Origin of the sequence: Streptomyces sp. NBC_01571 (assembly GCF_026339875.1) — a bacterium.
Classification (GTDB): domain Bacteria; phylum Actinomycetota; class Actinomycetes; order Streptomycetales; family Streptomycetaceae; genus Streptomyces.
Genome location: NZ_JAPEPZ010000003.1, coordinates 40,926 through 55,545, shown reverse-complemented (window position 1 = coordinate 55,545; position 14,620 = coordinate 40,926). Strand labels below are relative to the sequence as shown.

At 69.9% G+C, this 14,620-nt stretch carries 14 protein-coding genes and 2 pseudogenes; 9 read left to right on the top strand and 7 right to left on the bottom strand.

Translation table 11 applies throughout. The features are described from left to right. Nucleotides 1–739: 739 nt before the first annotated feature. Together OHB41_RS48245 and OHB41_RS48240 are read left to right on the top strand one after the other, a co-directional pair. Entirely contained in the window at nt 740–1,261 is a 522-nt protein-coding gene (locus tag OHB41_RS48245) for a cytochrome P450 family protein (protein WP_266708533.1), read from the top strand. Then, nucleotides 1,258–1,554, top strand: a complete 297-nt coding sequence (locus OHB41_RS48240) for a hypothetical protein (protein ID WP_266708531.1) — start codon at nt 1,258–1,260, stop codon at nt 1,552–1,554. Before OHB41_RS48245 ends, OHB41_RS48240 begins: the two co-directional genes overlap by 4 nt. 130 nt (nt 1,555–1,684) lie before the next feature. Here OHB41_RS48240 and OHB41_RS48235 read toward each other — a convergent pair whose 3' ends face one another. Then, on the bottom strand, nt 1,685–2,356 hold the full coding sequence (locus tag OHB41_RS48235) for a nucleotidyl transferase AbiEii/AbiGii toxin family protein (protein ID WP_266708529.1): 672 nt from the start codon (nt 2,354–2,356) through the stop codon (nt 1,685–1,687). Then, nucleotides 2,353–2,721, bottom strand: coding sequence for a hypothetical protein (locus OHB41_RS48230; protein ID WP_266708842.1), 369 nt, complete (start codon nt 2,719–2,721; stop codon nt 2,353–2,355). Before OHB41_RS48230 ends, OHB41_RS48235 begins: the two co-directional genes overlap by 4 nt. Nucleotides 2,722–3,100: 379 nt before the next feature. Here OHB41_RS48230 and OHB41_RS48225 point away from each other — a divergent pair. From OHB41_RS48225 to OHB41_RS48215, 3 genes and pseudogenes are all read left to right on the top strand, one after another. After that, nucleotides 3,101–3,373 (top strand): annotated as a pseudogene (locus OHB41_RS48225) (isochorismatase family protein); the annotation flags it as partial. Nucleotides 3,374–3,453: 80 nt separating this feature from the next. After that, nucleotides 3,454–4,160 (top strand): annotated as a pseudogene (locus OHB41_RS48220) (IS5 family transposase); the annotation flags it as partial. A gap of 119 nt (nt 4,161–4,279) precedes the next feature. Beyond that, entirely contained in the window at nt 4,280–5,194 is a 915-nt protein-coding gene (locus OHB41_RS48215; RefSeq protein ID WP_266708527.1) for an alpha/beta fold hydrolase, read from the top strand. Between the two features lie 92 nt (nt 5,195–5,286). Here the strand turns inward: OHB41_RS48215 and OHB41_RS48210 are convergent, their stop codons facing one another. Next, the gene (locus OHB41_RS48210) at nt 5,287–5,880 is read right to left on the bottom strand and encodes a TetR/AcrR family transcriptional regulator (RefSeq protein WP_153292550.1); all 594 of its coding nucleotides are present in this window, start codon (nt 5,878–5,880) and stop codon (nt 5,287–5,289) included. 104 nt (nt 5,881–5,984) lie between these two features. Here OHB41_RS48210 and OHB41_RS48205 point away from each other — a divergent pair, with 104 nt between their 5' ends. After that, nucleotides 5,985–7,211: an alpha/beta hydrolase family protein gene (locus tag OHB41_RS48205; protein WP_266708524.1), complete on the top strand. Its 1,227-nt coding sequence runs from the start codon at nt 5,985–5,987 to the stop codon at nt 7,209–7,211. Between the two features lie 71 nt (nt 7,212–7,282). Beyond that, complete coding sequence (locus OHB41_RS48200) at nt 7,283–7,675, top strand: nuclear transport factor 2 family protein (protein ID WP_266708522.1); 393 nt, start codon at nt 7,283–7,285, stop codon at nt 7,673–7,675. A 31-nt stretch (nt 7,676–7,706) separates the two neighbouring features. On the opposite strand, the gene OHB41_RS48195 is transcribed toward OHB41_RS48200, so the two are convergent. The 3 genes from OHB41_RS48195 to OHB41_RS48185 all read right to left on the bottom strand — a co-directional run bounded on the left by OHB41_RS48195 (nt 7,707) and on the right by OHB41_RS48185 (nt 10,852). Continuing rightward, a complete protein-coding gene (locus tag OHB41_RS48195) occupies nt 7,707–8,492 on the bottom strand; it encodes a 2OG-Fe dioxygenase family protein (protein WP_266708520.1) in 786 nt (261 codons plus the stop codon). A 1,190-nt stretch (nt 8,493–9,682) separates the two neighbouring features. Beyond that, a complete protein-coding gene (locus OHB41_RS48190; RefSeq protein ID WP_266708518.1) occupies nt 9,683–10,240 on the bottom strand; it encodes a hypothetical protein in 558 nt (185 codons plus the stop codon). A gap of 57 nt (nt 10,241–10,297) precedes the next feature. Next, entirely contained in the window at nt 10,298–10,852 is a 555-nt protein-coding gene (locus OHB41_RS48185) for a hypothetical protein (protein ID WP_266708516.1), read from the bottom strand. A 371-nt stretch (nt 10,853–11,223) separates the two neighbouring features. Between OHB41_RS48185 and OHB41_RS48180 the strand changes: the two genes are divergently transcribed. Next, the gene (locus tag OHB41_RS48180; RefSeq protein ID WP_266708514.1) at nt 11,224–11,415 is read left to right on the top strand and encodes a hypothetical protein; all 192 of its coding nucleotides are present in this window, start codon (nt 11,224–11,226) and stop codon (nt 11,413–11,415) included. 473 nt (nt 11,416–11,888) lie between these two features. Here the strand turns inward: OHB41_RS48180 and OHB41_RS48175 are convergent, their stop codons facing one another. Continuing rightward, a complete protein-coding gene (locus OHB41_RS48175; protein WP_266708512.1) occupies nt 11,889–12,287 on the bottom strand; it encodes a hypothetical protein in 399 nt (132 codons plus the stop codon). A gap of 258 nt (nt 12,288–12,545) precedes the next feature. On the opposite strand from OHB41_RS48175, the gene OHB41_RS48170 reads away from it, so the two are divergent. Continuing rightward, a complete protein-coding gene (locus OHB41_RS48170; RefSeq protein ID WP_266708510.1) occupies nt 12,546–14,348 on the top strand; it encodes an RNA polymerase sigma factor in 1,803 nt (600 codons plus the stop codon). Nucleotides 14,349–14,620: the final 272 nt, after the last annotated feature.

Sequence of the window (14,620 nt, the reverse complement as noted above, 5' to 3'; positions counted from 1 at the left end):
GGACCCACCCGACCCAGACCCGTAACGCAACGGCATTGCGCCCAGGGTTGGGGTACGCCGGTCGTCGTCCGTCGACGTCTATGGGTGCCGCCCGAGCCGTACGACCTGGCCCGCACGCTGCGGGTGCTGCGGCGCGGCGCCGGTGACCCGACCTGCAGGCGGGAGACGGACGGCACGTGGTGGCGCACGTGCCGCACACCGCATGGCCCCGCCACCTGAAGATCACCGAGCACGTCAGCCCGGCTGACGGAGCCGTGATCGCCGGGGACGCCTGGGGACCGGGAGCCGATCGGACGCTGGATGCCCTCCCCGCCCTGCTGGGTGCCGACGACGACCCCGTCGCGTTCGTCCCCCGGCACCAGGTCGTCGCCCGGGCGCTCCGCAAGCACGCTGGCCTTCGCCTGCCGCGTACCGGTCTGGTCATGGACTCGCTCGGGCCGAACGTGCTGGAGCAGCGGATCACCACCGGCAGCGCCCACTACGCCTGGCGCCGTCTCCTCGCCCGCTACGGGGAACAGCCGCCCGGGCCCGCACTACACGGGATGCGGGTCATGCCCCCGCCGCAGGTGTGGCGGATGGTCCCGTCCTGGGAATGGCACCGCGCTGGCGTCGACGGCGCCCGAGCTGAGGCGATCCTGCGCGCCTGCCACCACGCCCCGCGTCTGGAGGAAGCCGCGGCCATGACGGTGCCCGACGCCCCAGCCCGTCTCCCGCTGATTCCCGGGTCGGCCCGTGGACCGTGGCGGAGGCTCTGCAGCGCGTCCTCGGCGCGCCGGACGCCCTCAACATCGGGGACCTCCATCTGCCCGTGCAGATCGGCTACGCCCTCGCCGGCCGGGACCGGTCCTCCGCCTCTCTCCACGCGAAGGAGAACTTCGTGGACACGCTGCCTGCCGGTCCGGTGCGCTACGACCCGCTGGACGCTGGCACGCTCGCCGGCTCGTATCCGGTGCTCGCGGAACTGCGCGCGCAGTCCCTGGTCTGGCACGACGGGATGGAGTGCTGGCTCATCGCCCGCTACGCCGACTGCGTCCGCGTGCTCCGTGACCACACGCTGTTCGCCCGGGACCCGCGGCGTCTCGGCCGGGCCGTTCCTGACGCGTCGTTGAGTGTGCAGGTCCTCGACCCGCCCCAACAGGCGCCGGCGCGCTCGCTGTTCGTGGCCGCCTTGCGCCAGCAAGACCTGCCCGCCCTCCAGCACCACGCCCGCCAGCTCGCCGCCTCCCGCCTGGGCTCTCACCGGGGAGCCGTCGTGAGGTGATGCACGAGCTCGCGCAGCCCATCGCGCTGGCCGCGATCGCCGATCTTCTCGGTGTCACGCCGCCGCCCGTCGAGGAGTGGGCGCAGGTGTCCGACACGATCATGCGGAGCATGGACGGCGGCCTGGACCCCGACCTGATCGAGCCCGGCCGCCTCGCCCACCAGCAGCTCAGCGACCTGGTCGCCTCCTGGTTCACCACCACCGGCCGGCCCAGACTGCTGGGGCACGGCCGCGCCCGACCGCAGAGGCGGCCCCCGAGTACGAGGCCTACGCGAGGCACACGGCCCGTGTGATATCCCAAGGCGGCTACAGCACCCTGACCGCGGCGATCGGCAACCTGTTCGACACCCTGGCACGTCGACCCGAAGGCTTGGCGATCCGATGGCCGTCCGGAATACTCCGGCTATGCGGAGAACATTCTGGTCAGTACTCGTCGGGGTCGTCCGCCACGTGCAGCCGGGTGTCAAGGTCTGCCGCCCAGGCGAGGGCCCACGCGCGTAGGTCGGCCAGGTGTTCGGAAGTGATGCCGTAGGCGTAGAAATCCTGGTCGTCCCACCATTCGGCGCCGACGAGATGGTCGCGCAGCTCGTGGAGGCTGAAGTCGGTGCGGGCGTGGCGGCGGCCGAGTGATTCCAGGTCGGCGGTGGTCCGGTGCTGAGCAGCGGCGTGTACGTCGATGAGGTCGCGGACCGCGCTGCGGTCGGCGAGGGCTCGGACCTTGGTTCCGATGACGTCGTCGAGGGAGAGAGCCAAGCCGAACTTGGTGTCGGCGGGCGGCGCCCAGAACGCCTCTTTGAGGATGTCGACCTCGCACTCCTCGCCGGTGGTGGGGTCGCTGACGATGAGGCGCCCTGACAGCGGGTCCGTCTCGATCTGCCGCACGGCCCAGCCGCGGTCGGTGAGGCCTGCGCTTACTGTTCGAATGATCTCGTCCATGGGAGCGGGATTCTCGGTGGCGACATCGAGATCCTGACTCAGGCGCTGGACCAGACCGTGGGCCTGGACGGCGTAGCCGCCCGTGATCACAAGCGGGTACGGCGTGCCAATGGTGAGTACGTCGGCCAGGAGCCGGCGGTGCAGGTCACTCAGGTTCATGCGGCGGTCGTTGCGGGGGCAGCGGTCAGCTCGGGGAACGCGCCTTCCCAGACGTCGCGGATGAGGCGACTGATCAGGGTGCGAAGGACCGGCCACTGGGCGATGAGCAGGTCGCGGTTGAGGAAGTCCACCACGTCTTGCTGCTGTCCCTCGGCCAGGACCGTTCGGTAAAGGCCCATCCGTGGGCGTGGGGAATTCACGTCGTAGGACCGTTGTCCCGACCACGCCACGTGCAGCGGAAGATCGACTGTGCCATGCGCGGGACCGCGCAGATCCTCTAGCCGGTCGGGCAGCCGCCGCATGTACCGGGCACGCAAGACCTCGCCAGCGTTGGGCACCGGGAAACGGGAGGACGACACAGTCATGTCCCTAGTATGGCTCGTCCCACCCCGGGCGGAGCGCCGCTGCGCGCGACCCGGTTCGATGTGGTTGCGCTGGGAAACTTCTGCCAGGACGGCCGCTGCCTTGTCGGCGGGCAGGCGTCCGAGGGCCATCACAATGCTTGTGGCCTGGTCCATCACCGCGCCCGCGCCTCGATCGTCGGTCGGCTGCCCGTTGTGAGACCACCGGTTCATGTTCTGCCCGGCGGTCAGCTGGCCCAGATCGCCAGCCTTCTCACCGCCTGGGCATCGTGCGGGGAACTCAACCTCGGAATCCGCATCGCCCTGGAGGAAGCCATCCAGAGCGAGCACCGGGCCACCAGGCGGGCCCTTTCCGCGGCCGAGTGAGCCTCTGGGGACAGCTATGGGTAAGACCGCCCTGATCGTCATCGACATGATCAACACCTACGACCATCCCGATGTCGACCTCCTGCTGCCCTCGGTCCACGAGGCGGTGCCGCACGCGGCTGCTCTCCTGCAACGAGCGCGCCGATCCGATGCGCCCGTCATCTACGTCAACGACAACTTCGGAGGATGGCGCTCCCACCACGGAGAACTGCTCGACAAGGCGCTCACCGGACAGCACGCGTCCCTCGTCGAACCACTGCGGCCCGACGATTCCTCCCTCTTCCTCATTAACTGATGGTTTCAGAATGAAGTTCGTTGTGAGGCTTGGCAGTTGGGTGTCGTGTCGGCAGGATCTGTTGGGTGTCTGCTGACCCCCGTGCTGCGCTGCGGGGCATCGTCTATGTGCTGTGCAAGAGCGTGAGCTGGCGGGACGTGCCTGCCGAACGGGTCGGATGTAGCGGTGTGACGGCCTGGCGGCGTCTGCGGGACTGGACCGAGGCCGGCGTCTGGCCGCAGTTGCACGAGGTGCTGCTGGCTGAGCTGCGGGCCGCGGGCTTGCTCGACATGGACGACGCTGCGATCGACGGCTCGCACGTCCGGGCCTTGAAAGGGGGGATCACGCCGGACCTTCGCCGGTCGACCGGGCCCGGTCCGGCAGCAAACACCATGTGATCGTCGATCGGCACGGCACTCCGTTGGTCGTGTCACTGGCCAGCGGAAATCGGCACGATGTCACCCAGCTCATGCCTCTGCTGGACGCTATACCTCACATCCGAGGGGTCCGTGGACGGCCAAGTCACCGGCCCGGCCGCCTGTTCGCCGACCGTGGCTACGACTACGACAAGTACCGCCGGTTGCTTCGAGCCCGCGGCATCACACCGAAGATCGCCCGCCGCGGCGCCCCACATGGATCCGGACTGGGCAAGACACGGTGGGTCGTCGAGCGGACTTTCGCCTGGCTCCACCAGTTCAAACGACTCCGGACCCGCTACGAGATACGCGCCGACCTCCACCTCGCACTGCTCCAACTCGCCTGCAGCATCATCTGCTTGAGACGACTACGAACCTCATTCTGAAACCATCAGTAAGAAGTTGATCTGGCTCCACTCGGTGGGCGATGGGCGGAGGCCGGGTGCGGGGCCTCATGGTGAGAGGGGTCCTGACGCGATCGGCCGAGCCGTGAAAGGCTCGGCGGATGGACGTCATCGCGCAGGCAATGTCCGCCATGATCCCCGGTGGGGTGAAGCGCGGTGAACTGGTTCGCAGAGGGCGCGTGTTGCGCTGGGTCGAGGCGGGTACCGGTGGCCCGACAGTGGTCCTGGACGCGGCTAGTGGCACACCCGCGCTGACCTGGACGCCGGTTCTATCCGCGCTTGCCGAGCACACCCGTGTCGTCGCTTATGACCGAGCCGGGCTCGGCGCGAGTGGTCCCGCGATGCCGGTCACGATCGACTCTGCGGTCGACGACCTGAGCGCGCTCTTATCCCATACGGGAAACGGGGCATGCGTCCTGGTCGGCCACAGCTGGGGCGGCATGCTGGCCCAACTCGTCGCCTGGGCCCACCCGAAGCTGATTGCGGGGCTGGTCCTCGTGGACCCTGCGCACGAGGACTTCCAGCCCTGGACCATCCGCGCAGCTGAAGCAGTGCTTACCTGGCCGTCCGTCCTAAGGAGGGCCTTGGGGTCAGCTGATCGTTCTCTTCGCGAGCAGGCCGCGCAGGAAGCGGGCAAACGGAGCGGCGATCCGCGCGTCCAGGGCCTGCTCGTCGAGGCAGAGATGGCCTGCAACGCGCACGAGTATCAAACGCGCACCAGCACTGCGGAGAGCCGGCTGCTCCGCACCCATGTCCCGGCTGTCCGGCGGCTACGTGCCTGCTCGCAGCTGCCCGACGTGCCGGTGGTCGTCCTGAGTGCGACCCGGGGTTTACCGAAGGGCCTGCGGACTCGGTGGACCTCGTTGCAAGCCCAGATCGCCGCCACGACCGTTCGAGGCGAGCACGTCGTGGTGTCCGACGCAGCCCATTACATACACGACAGCCAGCCTGAGGCCGTCACGACATCGGTGCTCACCGTTGTCGATCTCGCACGAGACGGGCAAGCCTCGCAATGAGGCATGGGCGCGCCGCTGCCCGCGCCGAAGCACACCGGGCCCGGGCCCGGCGCTGTGGCGGACGGGGGGCGGGAATTGCGGCGCCCTGTGCGTCAGGCCCGGGCCCGTCGGTCGGCGGTGCCAAGGAGTCTGTCGACCAGGAGTTGCGGGTAGCCGGTGGCCGGTAGGCCGATGCCGAAGATCGCCCGGATGTAGAAGGGCGCGATCAGCTGGTCGAGGATCTGCTCCAGCGGTGGCGGGTCCTCGCCCCGGGCTGTGGCCCGTTCGCGGATCTGCTCGATGGAGTGCATGCGGCGCAGGAAGTGCTGGGAGCGCTCGGTCTGGTCCTGGGTGCTGCTCGGCATGGACAGGATGACGGCGCGTACGAGGGCGCGTCCTTCGGGTGTGTGCATGCTCCGGGCGCTGGCTTCGGCCCAGGCGGTGAGGTCACCGCGCAGGCTGCCGGTGTCGTTCAGTGGCGAGTCGCGCTCGAGGCGGGTGGTGACCGTGTCGGCCAGCAGTGCGTCGAGGCTGCCCCAGCGCCGGTAGAGGCTGGTGTGGTTGACGCCGGAGCGCTGTGCGATCGCGGGGATGGTGAGGTCCTCGCCCTCCGGTTCCGAGAGGAGGTCGATGACCGCTTGGTGGACGGCTGCGCGGACCTGTTCGGGGCTTCTTCTGATGCGCGCGGCCGGTTGTTTCTGAGTCACGCCTCCATCATAAGCACAGATATTTGCTTCTGGTCGGGCCAGGGCCTACAGTCGACCCAGCAAGCACAAATCTGTGCTTGTGATCCGGGTCGGAGGAGACCGTCATGAAGCAGCTGCTGTTCCCGAACAACGCCCAGTTCTGGTACGAGACCCTGCGCTCGATGAGCCACATCGCCTACGGCGGCGCCGACTTCGGCGAGGTCGTCTCCACCGCCGCGCGGATCACCGAGGGCGACTACGACAGCTGGTACACCGAATGGTTCGCCACCGCCGGCCGGGTGTCCTCGGAAGCCGAGAAGGCTCTGGCGGCCGGCCACCCGATCAGCGCCCGCGACGGGTTCCTGCGTGCCTCGAACTACTACCGGTCGGCGGAGTTCTTCCTGCACAGCAAGGAGTGCGACCCGCGGCACGACCACGCCTACGACCGCTCCGTCGAGTGCTTCAGGGCCGCCGCCGCCCTCTACACCACCCCGCGCATCGAGCCGGTCCAGATCCCCTACGAGGGCACCACGCTGCCCGGCTACCTCTACCGGGCCGACGACTCGGGCACACCCCGTCCGACGGTGATCATGCACAACGGCTTCGACGGCACCGCGGAGGAGATGCACTTCTTCGGCGCGTCGGCCGCCATCGAGCGGGGCTACACCGTGCTCGTCTTCGACGGCCCCGGCATGCCCGGGCCGCGCCACCACCAGGGCCTGGTCTTCCGCCCCGACTGGGAGAACGTCATCACCCCAGTGATCGACTTCGCCGAGACGATCCCGGAGGTCGACAACAGCCGCATCGCACTGCTCGGTCTCAGCATGGGCGGCGTACTCGCCCCCCGGGCGGCCGCGTTCGAGCACCGGCTGGCCGCGCTGATAGCCGTCGACGGCCTCTACGACCTCGGCGAGCTCTCCGTACGCAACATCCCCGGCACCCGCGAGGAGGCCGAACGGCTCCTGCGCGCCGCGTCCGCCCCGGAACTCGACGCCGCCTTCGAACAGGCCATGGCCCACGACCCGATCGCGCGCTGGGCTGTCAACCACGGCATGTACGTCATGGGAGTCGACACTCCCCGCGCCTTCAACGCCTCCTACCTCGACTACATCCTCACCGGCGGCATCGCCGAAAAGATCCAGTGCCCCACCCTCGTCTGCGACGCCGAAGAGGACATCTTCTTCAAGGGCCAGCCCGAGCAGCTCTACGACCACCTGACCTGCCCCAAGACCCTCATGGAGTTCACCACGGAGGAAGGCGCCGGCGCCCACTGCCACCCCGGCGCGATGCGCCTGTCCATCGCCCGCATCTACAACTGGCTCGACGACACCCTCGCCGCCACCCGCCCCTGACGCCCACACCGCCAAGCACTGCCAGGCACCGCCAACGATCCCGCTGTCCGAACCAGCCCGAAGGACCCCACATGACCCGCACCGGCATCAAGGCCGCCCTCACCGACCTGCTCCTCAACGAGGACATCACCCTGACCGAGGCTGCCGAACGGCACTTCACCCCCGACTACCGCCAGCGCACCGACGGCGAATGGGCCGACCGCTCCCAGTTCCTCGACCACATCGCCCACCTGCGCACGCACCTCGCCGCAGGAGAGATCGAGGTCCATGAAGAGCTCTACGACGGAGACAAGTACGCCGACCGGCACACCTGCCACCTCACCAAGAAAGACGGCACGACCGTGAGCATGGAGGTCTACGTGTTCGCCGCCATAGCCCCCGACGGCCGCTTCCAGCGCATCGAGGAGACCACCTTGATGCTCAAGGGAACCGACGCCGACCGCAACCTCGGCAGCGCCCGCTGACCACCCCCACCGGGCTCGGGCGGTGCCGGCGTCAGAGTTGGGGGACGTACGGGGCGAGGCCGACGATGAGGATGGACCGTTCGCCCGGTCCGGGCCCGGAGCCCGCCCGGACCGGGCCGACGTAATGGCTGACCCTGTGGTCGTGGACGGCGTAGCCGTCCAGCGGGTCGGTGAGGGTGAACTCGGCGTGGATGTCCACCCACGGATCGTCGGGCTGCAGGCCTGCGCTGCCGGGGGTGGCGATGACGTTCTGCCCACCGGTGACGTTGGTACGGCTGATCAGGTGGGCGAAGGTGAACGTGCCGGCCGAACCCCCGTCCTGGTGCAAGCAGTCGGGGGTGGACACGGCGTTCTGGCCGGGACCGTCGACGCCGAGCCTGATCAGGTGGACACCGGCCCACAGCGGGCGGCTTCCCAGATTCCTCAGCGACAGGACCTGCTCGATGTCCCAGCGCAGGAGCCGCAGCAGCAGGGCGTTGCCACGCAGCACCTCGGGGATGCCGGGGAGCACCCGCCGGGTCCGCGGGTGCGCAGGGTCCTCCTCGCCCTGGAAGAAGTCGGTGACCGTGCCGTGAACGGGGTCGGGGGTTCCGGGAATCCAGGACAGTTCGTCCTTCCACGGCAGGTACACGGCATGGGAGTAGCGGCGAAACCGATGCGTTCCCGGGGCGTACGGGTCGGGCGGCAGAGCCGCGAAGACCTTCCGGATCCGGGCCAGGTCATCCTCGGCGGAGCCGGCCGGGATTCCGAGGCGTTCGGCGCCGTAGCGGACGAACCCGCGCTCCCGCAGACCGTCCATATTCCCAGTCTCAACCATCCGTACCCTCCCGCAGCTCGTGACCCAGCTCAGCATCTGACCTGCTGTACCTGTCCTCATTCGCCGACCAGTGGGGCGAGAGAGCCGCCCGTGCCAGGTTCGGCCCGGGGCCAGGACCCGGAGTGCTCGTGCATGGGGTGATGGTGCCTCACGTGCCGGAGAATCTTTGTGCTTGTTCTTCGATTGCGTGCTGGGCTGCTGTGGCGGGTTCGCGGGCGACGTTTTCGAGGGCGCCAGAGGGTTGTGGAGCGATGGTGCCCCACAACCAGGCCAGGAATATCACGCTGAGGACGGTGCCGATCGAGGCGCTGACGCACAGGCGGATGGTGGAGGCACGCTCGCGGCACCCGAGGAGGCTTCCGAGCGCCTCGACTTCGCTCTGCCTCGTCCGTCATGGCGCCAAGATACGGAGGCCGCCCAGGACACCTCGGCTCCGGGCTGGCGTCACCTGCTGGAGCTGATCGACGAGGTGCCGGAAGCTGACCCGCAGCACGGTGAGCACGCGCGCATTGTTCGGCAACTACAAGCTGCGACCGCCGTTCCCACAGTGATCCGCGTGTCAGCTCAGCGTGTGCACAGTGGACGAGACCGTGGTCCTGGCGCGATAGAGCAGCTGCGCGAGAAGCTCGACGAATCCGACTCGGGCTCGCGGATGCGGCCTGGACTGACTGAAGCAAGGCACGTCCTCTGGCGGCGCCCCGCCGCTCCGGGGCCGGGTCCGATGTGTCGTCCCAGCGGTTCAGATTGAGTCTCGGCTCTACGATGGGGTGACGACGGGTCGAACGTCTGGGCAGGGAAGCTGACGCCCCCGATGGGGAAATACGTGACCGTCGACACACGGCGGCAGGGAGATGCCGTTCTCAGCCGGGGAAGGGTCCGGGCGATCGCACAGGGAGTCGGCGTGCCCGGACACGCCGTCGGGCGGAACTCATCCTCCCGTTCCACAGCATCCGCCGTCCGACCGCACGAAACCTCTTGCCTGCCACCCCCTTGACCAGCATGACCGTTCGCGCGGGAACGCAGGCCCGGCCCGCCCCGAAGCTTCCAGGGCCCGGCCCCGGAGGCCTCACCCTTGCTCCGCAGGCCCGTTCAACGAGCGCGGCCTGCCACCGTCACTCCACACGGTCCACAGCGGTCCGCTTCGAGCCGCACCGCGACGCCGAGTTCACTGTCTGTCTCGTCATGCCTGGTCACTGGTGCTGCTCCTTCCGCTCGGCCGGTACCCCGGCCGTCCTCGGGTCGGCGCCGTGTGCCCTGGCCGGGCAGCCCTCACCGGTGCTGCTCCCGGGCGTCCCCGTGTCCGCCCGCGCTCCTGTGGACGGCCGAGCACCGTCGACGTCCTCGGCGCCGCAGTCCTCGACGGCGCCGGTGCGGCGCGCAGGTGCCCGGTCGGTGAGCTGATGGAGGTGGTCGATCCAGGCCTGCATGAAGGCTTCCGGCCCGTCCTGCTCGGCTCCGGGCAGCCGCAGCAATCCCTCCCCGGTGCCGGCCTGTTCGGCGAGGACCGACTCCAGCCACGCGGCAAGCGCGGCGATTTCGGGGGCGAGACACATGGTCAGGGCGTGCACGACGCCTGACGGGTTGATCATCAGGGGCACCATCTGGGCAGCGATCAGGGCGAACCCGGACTCCTCCAGGAGGGACCGCAGGCGGACGAGGGCGGGGTTTCCGGGCATGCCGAGACCGTGCATCAGGTACAGGCCGCCGATCCCGGCGAGCACGCGGGCGGCGTGGCGCGCGGCGGCCATCTCCCGGGCGCTGGCTGCCTCCAGCAGACCGAGCGGGTCGACGGACCCGGCCCGGATTCACCCGTCGAGCTCACCGGCCTCCTCGGCCGTCCGGGCGTTGGCGGCGACGTCGTTCCAGTCAACACCGGGCGTGAGGGTGGCGAGCGCGTCGACGAGGGCCTCGCCGCCGACCTCGCCGGCGCCCATGACGGCGGCCGCGGCCAGGCTCACCGCCCCGCGCCGCCGACGGCGGTCCTCGCCCTGGTCGTCCAGCTCGGCGGCCGGGTCCTCCAGGACCCGCCGCAACGCGTCGGGGTGCACGGGGCCGGTGTGTCCGCGGCCCATCATCCTCCCGGCCTCGGTGTAAAAGGCGTCCTGCTCGGCCTCGCCAGCAGCGGCCGCCGTCCGGGCGGCGACGACCAGACGATGCGCCGTCGAGCGACGCATCGCCCACACCAGGGCCTCTCGCGCGGCGGGCCAGGGAGGCTCCGGCACTGCCAACTGCCCGGGCAGGACAGGGCGTCCGGCCTCGGCGTACCAGGCGATCACCGTCCAGCGCAGATTCCGTCCCGCGCGTGCGTGCCGGCCGAGCGCCGCGGCGATCGCGACGGTCTCCTCGGCGAGCACGGACACTGAACCGCGCCCGCGCCCCAGCCACGCCCGCGTGTGCCCGGGCAGCAGTCCCGATCCGCGCCACCGCTCCAGCTGCGCCGCCGAAACGTGCAGGCCGATCGCCGCCAGGCCCTGAGCAGCTCCTGGTCCGCCCTACTCGGCTCTCCTCTTGCCACACCCCCATTTTAGAACCCCGCGAGGTACCAGGGAATGGCCGGCCGCGTACCCGCTGAACTGGGAAAACCACCAGTCCCCGGCAGGGGCCCGGAACACCGCCGTACACCCCCAGAAGGAGCAGCTCACCCATGCCCGAGCACCGCCGACATCTCCGCCCCACCCGACCCCGTCGTGCCCGGAGCCGGCCTGTCCGCACAGCCATCGCCGCAGCTACCGTGCTTCTCAGCGCCCCGGCCGGCCGCACCGCCCTCGCGTACGCAGGCGCGGGCCTTCTGCTGCTCCTCGCCCTCGCCGCCGTCCTCGCTCTCGGCGCTGCCTACGCCCCGGCCTCCGCCCACCGCACCGCCGCACGCCGCACCCTCCACCTCCTCCTGCGCCTCGCCCCGTGGTATCCCGACCACCCATGAGGCCCGTGCCGACAAGAGAAATGAGTGCACTCGCACCGGAACCCGACCTGCGGCTGTCCCCGCCGTCGGACGTGCGCACCCCGGCGGCGGGCCGAGAATCCTGGGGGAGTGCCAGGGGAGGGAGAGCCGTGCGCAGCGGCCTGTGAGCCGGACGACCTGCGCGCACCGCCGTCCCTACCCGGGCCGCCGACGAATGCCACCCGCCCCGGCCGATCGCTCCCGGGAACTCGGGTGAGGACACTGCCGCCCCGACTGCCGTGCTTCCGGCGTCGTCCACCGCCATCGCCGCACGCCAGGCCGCGCCACCGGCGCCCTCCCCGCTGACGATGCGGCGGCCTGGCGGCCGGGTCGCGGGAAGCGGCTGCAGCGCTGGGCGGGATGCAACGCACCCTGATCCGTGGACCCCACCCGCATATCCGTGCCCCCGCGGCTCCGGGTTTCGGCGAACTCCGAAGCCCCGAGGGGGATTTGTCCTACGGTGTAGCTCTGTTTCCGGGACGGCGACGGCGTCGCGGAGGGGAACTGCCGCGGCGCGTCGAGGGCGGTTCCTGCACCGGCCTTCCCGCCGCTGTGTCCGCGGTGGCGGGATCCTGGGGGTGAAGGGCAACGGTGAGTTCGATGAGCTGTTGGGCCGTCAGCGGCGCTGCGAGCTTGCCCTTACGGACCAGCCAGCGGAGCTGGCGCATGTGCGGTGGGCTGAGCCAGCGGAACACGCCGTTCACCACTTCCTTGCCGTGCCGGGTGATCAGCGCCGCGATGAGAGTGACCACCGCCGTCACGACCACTCCGCCCCAGCCGTGCCCGGCAGCGACAGCGGCTGTCGGACCCCCGGCCGCACCGCTCGCCAGCAACGTCGTCACCGAGGTCCTCATACCGTCCACTCCCCGCTGCGCCGCGCGCCACAGCGGCGCAACTGCGGGTCCTGACCTGCTGTGTGGATCATCGTCTTCTCCTCAGGCTCGGGGCCGTACGGAGGGGCAGGTCGGGGAGTTCACGTTTTTCCCGGGAGCCGGCCGGACTTTTTCCAAGATTCTTTCCGGGCCGCATGCCATAGGCGGGCCGTGGCCCGCTCTTCGGCTGCGCACACCGGGTGCGACCGGCTGGCCGCACCGCGAGAAGGGGACCGGCCTGTGCCCGAGACGATGAACCCGGCGGAGAGAGAAGACGCGGATGACGCGGCTCTGCTGGATGTGCTGGAGGAACTTCCCCGGCCCGCTGCCGAAACCCGTATCGGTATCTACGACCAGATCGTCCGCCGCCACCAGGACGCGATCGTCCGCCTGGTCGCCCGGGACATGGGCGACGACCTGGCCGCAACCCAGGACGTGGTCCAGGAGACCTTCACCGACGCCGTCGTCTACCTGGAGCGCCGTACGACCTTGCCGCCGCCCCGGCTGCTGGGCCCGTGGCTGCGCGGCGTGGCACGGAACCGGATAAAGGCCTACTGGCGCAAGCACCGTGAACGCCCAGCGGCGGACGAGAACGCGGTGGGGGAGCTGAGCGACCAAGAACGGGCCCGGGACGCGGCGATTGGCGACAGCCCGGAAAGAACAGCGGAGGCGCGACGCCTGATCGCTGAGGTCGAGGCGGCACTGAGCGAGGACGACCAGCAGCTCTTCCGCCTACGGTTCACCGAGGGACTGCGGCCCGCCGAGATCGCCGAACGGCTCGGCACGAACCCCTCCACCACCGGCAACCGCTGCAGCGAACTCACTGGGAAGGTCGGACGCTACTGCGGCCTGCTCCTCCTGGCGCGCGGCGACCGCGCGAACTGCCCAGGCCTGCGCGCCATCCTGGAGACACACGAAGAAGAACACGGCCTGAAATTCACCGCCGAACTGGCCAAGGCCGTACAACGGCACCTCGACACCTGCCCGAGCTGCGGCGACTGCGCCGTCTGCCGAGCCGAGAAGCGGGTCCTGCTCAGCCAAGCAGCCCCGGTCGTCTTCCCGCTGCTGCTCGCTCTCGCCCTGCGCCGCGAGATCGCTCACCGCATCAGGGAGGTCTGCTACAGCGGCTCCGCGCCCGGTGGCCCATCCTCTACGGCACTGCCGCAGTCCGCGCCCGCCACGCAGCACGTCCCGGCGCGGGCCGGCCGAGGATCACGGAGGAGGCGTCTGGCGGTGTCGGCGCTCACCGCCAGCGCACTGATCGCGGGTGTGGCCACCGTACGAGCCGTCTGGTCGGACGAGCCGCAGACAGCCGAGCCAGAGAACGTCCGGGTGGCGGCCGACATCCGCGACGCGATGCTCGCACAGGGACGTCTCAGCGCCGGCCTCGAGGCCCGCCGGGGCGGTGACACGGATTTCTTCGTCGGCAGTGCCCGTCTCGACATGCGCAGCCGGACCGCGGTCAACGCCGCCACCCACGTCCTGTACGACTACGGAGAAGGTCACCCCTGGTGGCCGCCGGAGATCGTGCTCATCGGGAACCGCGCCGTGGTCACACCCGACAAGGCGATGCCCACACAGGAGGGCGCGCAGAGAACCGTCTCTGACGCCATCACCGCAGCATCCGCCGCCACCGCAGGATCCGAGAACCTCGCTGTGAAAAACGCACTGGAGGCCCGATGGCTGGCCGAACCCGCAGATCTCCACGCGCTCCTCAACGACGCGACCGCCTTCGGCACCAAACAATCCGGCACCGCCCGCACGCTCACCGGCAGCACACCTCTGCGCGCCCTGGCCTCCGACACCGCTGTCGGCCGCTTCTACCGCCCCTACGCAGCCAAAAAGTCCAGCGGCCTCGTCCGTTTCACTCTGACCGTAGACGCCCGTGGCCTACCCAAGAAACTCGTCCTGCAGGTGCCTGCCACCCCCACGGTCAGCAAGGAGCTCTACGACCCGTTCACCGTGACCTACAGCGGCTGGGCCGGAGGCAAACCGATCACCGCACCGTCAGGACCTACACCGTCCCCGCAGTGGAGCGCATGAGGCCGTAATCCGCGCCGGCGGGGCCGTTGTCACGGCTGTCTGCGCGACCCCCGTGTGCGCTGTCCTGCGGGCCGGCCGTCCCATGGCGCGTGTCGTCAGACACGCGGCCGCTCCTTGTCGTCGAGTACCAGCAGGGCGTGCTCCTGGTGGACGTAGCGCAGCGAGTCTGTGTCCCAGGGTGGGTCTGCGGCCGCGACAGGCGTTCGGTGATGTCCTCGTGCTCCAGGCTGCCGTCGTGGAAAGCGACGGAGTCGGCCCGGATGAACCGGTCG

Bases quoted from the DNA above. Each gene is read 5' to 3' on its own strand.
- OHB41_RS48235 (WP_266708529.1), bottom strand. From the start codon at position 2,356: ATGAACCTGAGTGACCTGCACCGCCGGCTCCTGGCCGACGTACTCACC.
- OHB41_RS48230 (WP_266708842.1), bottom strand. From the start codon at position 2,721: ATGACTGTGTCGTCCTCCCGTTTCCCGGTGCCCAACGCTGGCGAGGTC.
- OHB41_RS48215 (WP_266708527.1), top strand. From the start codon at position 4,280: ATGGACGTCATCGCGCAGGCAATGTCCGCCATGATCCCCGGTGGGGTG.
- OHB41_RS48205 (WP_266708524.1), top strand. From the start codon at position 5,985: ATGAAGCAGCTGCTGTTCCCGAACAACGCCCAGTTCTGGTACGAGACC.
- OHB41_RS48200 (WP_266708522.1), top strand. From the start codon at position 7,283: ATGACCCGCACCGGCATCAAGGCCGCCCTCACCGACCTGCTCCTCAAC.
- OHB41_RS48195 (WP_266708520.1), bottom strand. From the start codon at position 8,492: ATGGTTGAGACTGGGAATATGGACGGTCTGCGGGAGCGCGGGTTCGTC.
- OHB41_RS48190 (WP_266708518.1), bottom strand. From the start codon at position 10,240: ATGGCCGCCGCGCGCCACGCCGCCCGCGTGCTCGCCGGGATCGGCGGC.
- OHB41_RS48175 (WP_266708512.1), bottom strand. From the start codon at position 12,287: ATGAGGACCTCGGTGACGACGTTGCTGGCGAGCGGTGCGGCCGGGGGT.